This is a genomic window from Cellulomonas sp. P5_C6, assembly GCF_054049635.1.
Genome location: NZ_JBFULZ010000247.1, coordinates 1 through 5,186, shown reverse-complemented (window position 1 = coordinate 5,186; position 5,186 = coordinate 1). Strand labels below are relative to the sequence as shown.

At 65.7% G+C, this 5,186-nt stretch carries 5 protein-coding genes; all 5 read left to right on the top strand.

Annotated elements, in window-relative coordinates; genetic code table 11:
* A partial coding sequence (locus tag ACXJKG_RS19200; RefSeq protein WP_456847331.1) for a hypothetical protein occupies positions 1–544 on the top strand: 544 nt, incomplete at its 5' end.
* Positions 541–1,503 carry a glycosyltransferase gene (locus ACXJKG_RS19195; RefSeq protein WP_456847330.1) on the top strand — a complete coding sequence of 321 codons (963 nt, stop codon included), beginning with the start codon at positions 541–543 and terminating at the stop codon, positions 1,501–1,503. The genes ACXJKG_RS19200 and ACXJKG_RS19195, both read left to right, overlap by 4 nt.
* A complete protein-coding gene (locus ACXJKG_RS19190) occupies positions 1,500–2,327 on the top strand; it encodes a glycosyltransferase family 2 protein (protein WP_456847329.1) in 828 nt (275 codons plus the stop codon). The genes ACXJKG_RS19195 and ACXJKG_RS19190 overlap by 4 nt, the downstream gene beginning before the upstream one ends.
* Positions 2,320–3,789 (top strand): hypothetical protein, encoded by a 1,470-nt coding sequence (locus tag ACXJKG_RS19185; RefSeq protein ID WP_456847328.1) that lies wholly within the window; start codon positions 2,320–2,322, stop codon positions 3,787–3,789. The genes ACXJKG_RS19190 and ACXJKG_RS19185 overlap by 8 nt, the downstream gene beginning before the upstream one ends.
* A partial coding sequence (locus ACXJKG_RS19180; RefSeq protein WP_456847327.1) for a glycosyltransferase WbsX family protein occupies positions 3,786–5,186 on the top strand: 1,401 nt, incomplete at its 3' end. The genes ACXJKG_RS19185 and ACXJKG_RS19180, both read left to right, overlap by 4 nt.

Here is a 5,186-nt window from a genome sequence, read left to right as displayed (position 1 = left end):
GGCCTTGGCGGTTGAGGTGGCATTGCTGGGTTCGATCGGGCTCGCCGTGCTCGCGCCGCCTGAACTCGCCACGAGCGCGGCGTCACAGGCCATAGCGATCGCGGCGAGTGCGGCCCCGATCTCGGTCCTCTACCTTGCGAGCATCCATCTCGTGTTCGCATCGGGCCGCACGGGGCYGTTGGCGATCACGTCTCCCATCGCGCTGGCATTGGCGCTGCTATGTGCGGTCCTGATCCAGGTGTTTGCTCCCGGAGCCGTCCTGTGGGCCTCGGCTCTGGCTGTGGTCGTCTTCCAAGTCGTCCAGGCGTTGTTCGCGGGCTGGCTGCGTCTGCGCGCAGGTCAAAGTCCGGTGCACGTGCGACGAGCTTTGCCGGCGGTCACCATTGGCGTAGTCGGGTGCGCACTCGTGGCGCTCACCAACCCGCCCTTTGCCGCCCGGGTGTCCGCTGCGGTGTTGGTTGTGGTGGCGCTGGCGTTGTTCGCGCGACGGATCGTGGCCGAGCGTCGTGCGAGGGCTAACCCGCCCTCGGTGGTGGGCGCGTGACCGGATACGTCTGCATGGCGGTGTACCAGCCTGACCTTGATCTCCTGGACGACCAGCTGAGGTCGATCATGGAGCAAACCGTCGAAGACTGGGCATGCTTGATCGGGGTGGACGGACCCGATGAGGCGACTCGCGCTTTCCTCGAGGCGTGGTCCGGGCAGGAACCTCGACTCCGTGTGACCGTATTTCCCCAGCGAGTGGGCCACTACCGGAACTTCGAGCGCGTCCTCGATCTCGTTCCAGCCGATGCGATGTGGGTCGCTCTGGCCGACCAGGATGACAGATGGGCGCCCGAGAAGCTCGAGGTGCTCGTTCCGCTGCTCGACAAGCACGCCTTGGCGCAGGGCGAGGCGGTCGTCGAGGCTTCCGTCGCAGGCGCCCGCTCCGCGCAGGGAGTCGCTCGACGCGACACCGATCGGGGTGTTCGTGCCCTGCTGATCGACAACCAGGTAACCGGTAGCTTCGCGGTCGTACGCCCGAGCGTCATCCGCCGCGCTCTCCCGTTCCCTACGCCGACCGACGCCGCCTATCACGATCACTGGATCGCGACCTGCGCCTATCTAGATGGCGGTGCCGTGACCGTGCATATGCCCCTGCAAACCTATGTCCAACACGGCGCGAACGTGATCGGCGAGTCCGGTGGATCGAGGTTGCGAGCGCGTCAGGCGCACCTGCGTCGGGCGTCCGCAGGGAAATCCTTGGATTACCTCGCGCAGCATCGGTGGGGGTGGCGTGTCCGCATGGCGCGGGCTGCGTCGTCGAGGTTTGACTCGGGCAATGCCGCAGACGACGCAACGATTCGCCAGCTTGCGAGAGGCACCCTGAGCGCGAGGTTCGCAGCAGGCGTTGTCTCGGACATCCTCATGCGCCGGGTTCCTCCCGCCCGTGCGGCCGCCATCCTGGTCGGCGGTGGCTGGGCTGCCGTCCACCGGAACCTCGACATGGAGACATCATCATGAGCACCCCGGCCGAATGGACGATCATTACGGTGACGTACAACAACGCCGACGAGCTTCGGYGCTGCTGGGCGGCCACGTCCCGTGCCGGATTCCGATGGATAGTTGCCGACAATGCGTCGAGCGACGGCTCGGCGGACATCGCTCGTGCTCTCGGCGCGGACGTGCTCGAGCTCGGCTCCAACCTGGGGTTCGCGGCAGCAAACAATCACGCGCTGGAGCGCGTCTCGACCGAGTGGGTGAGCTTTGCGAACCCGGACGTGATCCTAGATCCGGGGTCTCTGGATCGGCTTTCCGACACCGCGACTCGGTATGGTGCCCTGGTCGCACCGCAGCTCGTCGAGCTTGACGGAAGCATCCAGCCCAACGGTCGCGGACTACCCTTCCCGACTGACAAGCTCGCGCACCGTGGAATCCGTCTCCCCGGCTCCGACCTGGACCAGTACGTCGTGCAGCCGGCCACGCAGCGAACATACGTCGCATGGGTGATGGGCGCGGCCATCTGCGGACCCACTGAGACGTTCCAACGACTCGGTGGATGGGACGAGCGCTACTTCATCTACTACGAGGACCACGACCTTGGGTTGACCGCATGGCGCGCTGGCATTCCGGTCATCGTCGATCCGGAAGCCGTATGGGTCCATGAATGGAAGCGTGCGACGGCGCATTGGTCGTGGATCCACTGGCGTCACGAGCTAGCTTCGGGCTGGGCGTTCTACCGCAAGTATCCGGAATTGTTGATCGGCAGCAGGCGACGCGCAATGCGTCGCCACGCGAGTTTGGACGGATTGGTGGGCACGCCCGTCGACCGTGACGTCGATGGCTGAGCGAACTTTGGTGCCGGTACGCGCGAGGCGAGTACGCCACCTGGTCCCGACCACCGTGACGCTCGGCGTCGTCGGGGTCCTGTCCTGGTCTGCACTCGCCCACGTGCTGAGTGTCGGCAGCGGCGCACCACGGTCGCTACGGGTGCTGATCGCGGCCGTGGTACTCGTGCCGGCCTGGATGCTCGTGCGATCGGTCTCGCGCGACGAACCAGGGGTGGCGTGGCCCGCCTACTGGCTGTGGTCGTTCGTCTTTCTCGGTCTCGCGCCTGCGTATCAGATCGCGCTGGGGATCTTCCCGTGGCAATTGGTCGTTGACGAGTCATCACTCCGCCGAGCGCTCCTCGTGATCCTCGTGGGCCACGGCGTCGTTCTTCTGACGGCGGCGGCAGTCAACCGGCGCAGGCGCGCCAGCGATACCCTGGCGAAATTTGACATCAGCAGCCCGCGGACGGCGCGACTGATCGTGAATTTGCTCGTCGCGCAGATTGCAATTGCCAGCCTATTCGCGGTCCTGATGGGACCCAGAGCCTTGGTAAGCGGTCGCGCGAGTTTTCAGTCGCGCCTGCTCGAAGTCGCCGCCATTCCGGCGGGTGGCAGCCTCTACTTCTTGGCGATTGCGCTATCCATCACCCTGCCGGCCGTGTGCATCTACAGTCGCCGACTCGGGGCGGCCGTACCGTTAGGTCTCATTACCGTTTCGGTTGTGGTTGGCCTGCTCGTAACCAACCCGTTCATCGGTTCGCGCTTCTTGAGTGGCGCGTTCTTGGTTGCCGTCGTAGGCGCCGCTGTGATCGGGCGTGAGGTAGCGAGGTACTTGCCAGCCGCGATGATCCTCGTCTTCGTCCTGATATTCCCGTCCCTCGACCTGTGGCGCGGGGATGGGACGGGCGCGGCCTCGATCGGCGCGATCAGCCCCGCGCAGTCGCTGATTACCTTCGACTTTGACTMGTTCGAGCTCTTGACCCGCGCTGTGATGCTGCACGACGGCCCAGGCCGTTCTCTCATTGACGTCGTGATGCTCGTTGTCGCGCCCGTCCTACGGTGGGTCCCTGTGCTCTCGAACCAGGTGGCGGGATCGGCTAGCGGCCCGCTCGTCGCTGGCGCGACGGGGATGACGTACCGAAACGTCTCGATGCCGCTGTGGGGCGAGGGCTACTTGGCTGCCGGAGCGTTCGGCGCCGCGGTGGCGCTCGGCATGCTGGGCGCGTGGCTCGGCAGGCTCCGGCGATCTGGGGGCGCCGACGGTGGAGGGACTGACCTCGTGAGGTTGTTCGACGCCCCAACAGGCGCACTGCTCTTTATCGTCCTCCGGGGGTCGTTGTACGAGGTACTCGGATACTTACTGCTGGTGGTGGTCGTGTACCTGTTGCTGCGGCGGACCCAGCGCATCTCGATGCGCCAAACCGCCCGCACGCGTCCTGGCGCGACACCCGCGATCGTCCAGCAAGGAGAACGAGTGTGAACGAGCGTGCCGACGAGGCGAGGCCGAGAACCGTCGCCTTCTATCTTCCGCAGTTTCATGCGATCGAAGAGAACAACCGCTGGTGGGGTCACGGCTTCACCGAATGGACCAATGTTCGTCGCGCAAAACCGCTCTTCCGCGGCCACGACCAGCCGCGCGAGCCGGGCGACCTCGGGTACTACGACCTAGCCGACGACCAGGTCCTGGGGAATCAGGCGGCGCTCGCGCTCGCGCACGGCATCGACGCATTCTGCTTCTACTTCTACTGGTTTGCAGGCGCGCGCCTGTTGGAGCGTCCGGTGGACGACTTCATCGCCGGTGACGTCGAGATGCCGTTCTGCCTGTCGTGGGCCAACGAGAACTGGACCCGTCGTTGGGACGGCAAAGACAGCGAAGTCCTCATGGCTCAGGATTACGACTCGACGACCGCGACGGATGTGTTCGAGTCGCTACGACCGTATCTCGCAGACCGGCGCTACCTGCGGATTCGCGGAGCCGCGGTGCTCGTCGTCCATAAGGTCGAAGACCTGCCGGACCCTCGGGCGTTTGCGGCAACGTGGCGTCAGCTCGCTCGGGAGTCGGGCGTCGGGCCCCTCCATCTCGTCGCGACGGAGACCGTGCGTGGTCTTGATCCGATCGCTGTGGGGTTCGACGCAGTCGCCGAGTTTCCCCCAGTGGGGTCGAACACTGCGTCGGTCGTGGTCCGACGTCCCCTCGACCACGCCAAGTCGCCGTTCAAGGGCCGAGTGCTCTCCTATCCGAGGATCGCGCGAAGGTTCATGGACCGCCCCCCGGCGCCGTTTATCCGATATCCCGGGGTTATGCCGGGTTGGGACAACACCGCGAGACGTCGAGAGGCTGCGACGGTCTTCGTCGGGAACTCGCCGTCTCTATACAGTCGCTGGCTGACCGACGCCCGTGAGCGGGAGCAGATTGAACGCGGCGGAGATGGACTCGTCTTCGTCAATGCGTGGAACGAGTGGGCAGAAGGTGCCTACTTGGAACCGGATCGGCAGCACGGCTCCGCGTATCTGGAGGCGACTGTGTGGGGGGCAGGGTCGAATGGGCCGGCCGGTGAGCCCATTCCGTGGGGTGTACCTTCTCGCGCATACCTGACGTCGCTGCGGGGTGCTCTCGGAGCCAGCGCACTGAGTTTGACGCGCCGTGCAAAGCGCTACGTGCATGCTCGCGGGTCCAGCACGACCACTCGAGACCCTTTGGCCGAGGAGATAGCCGATTCCCTCCGGGTTGGGGACCACGATCRGGGGATCGCCAGCGTCCGGGCGATGGCGGGCATAGTTGCGCTCCACTTGGCCGCACTGCGCGGTGGAACGCGGGTGCCCGCCCCCGCCCTGTCCGCGCAATGGCTGTTCGTGGTCGCCAACCCMGTTCAGCAC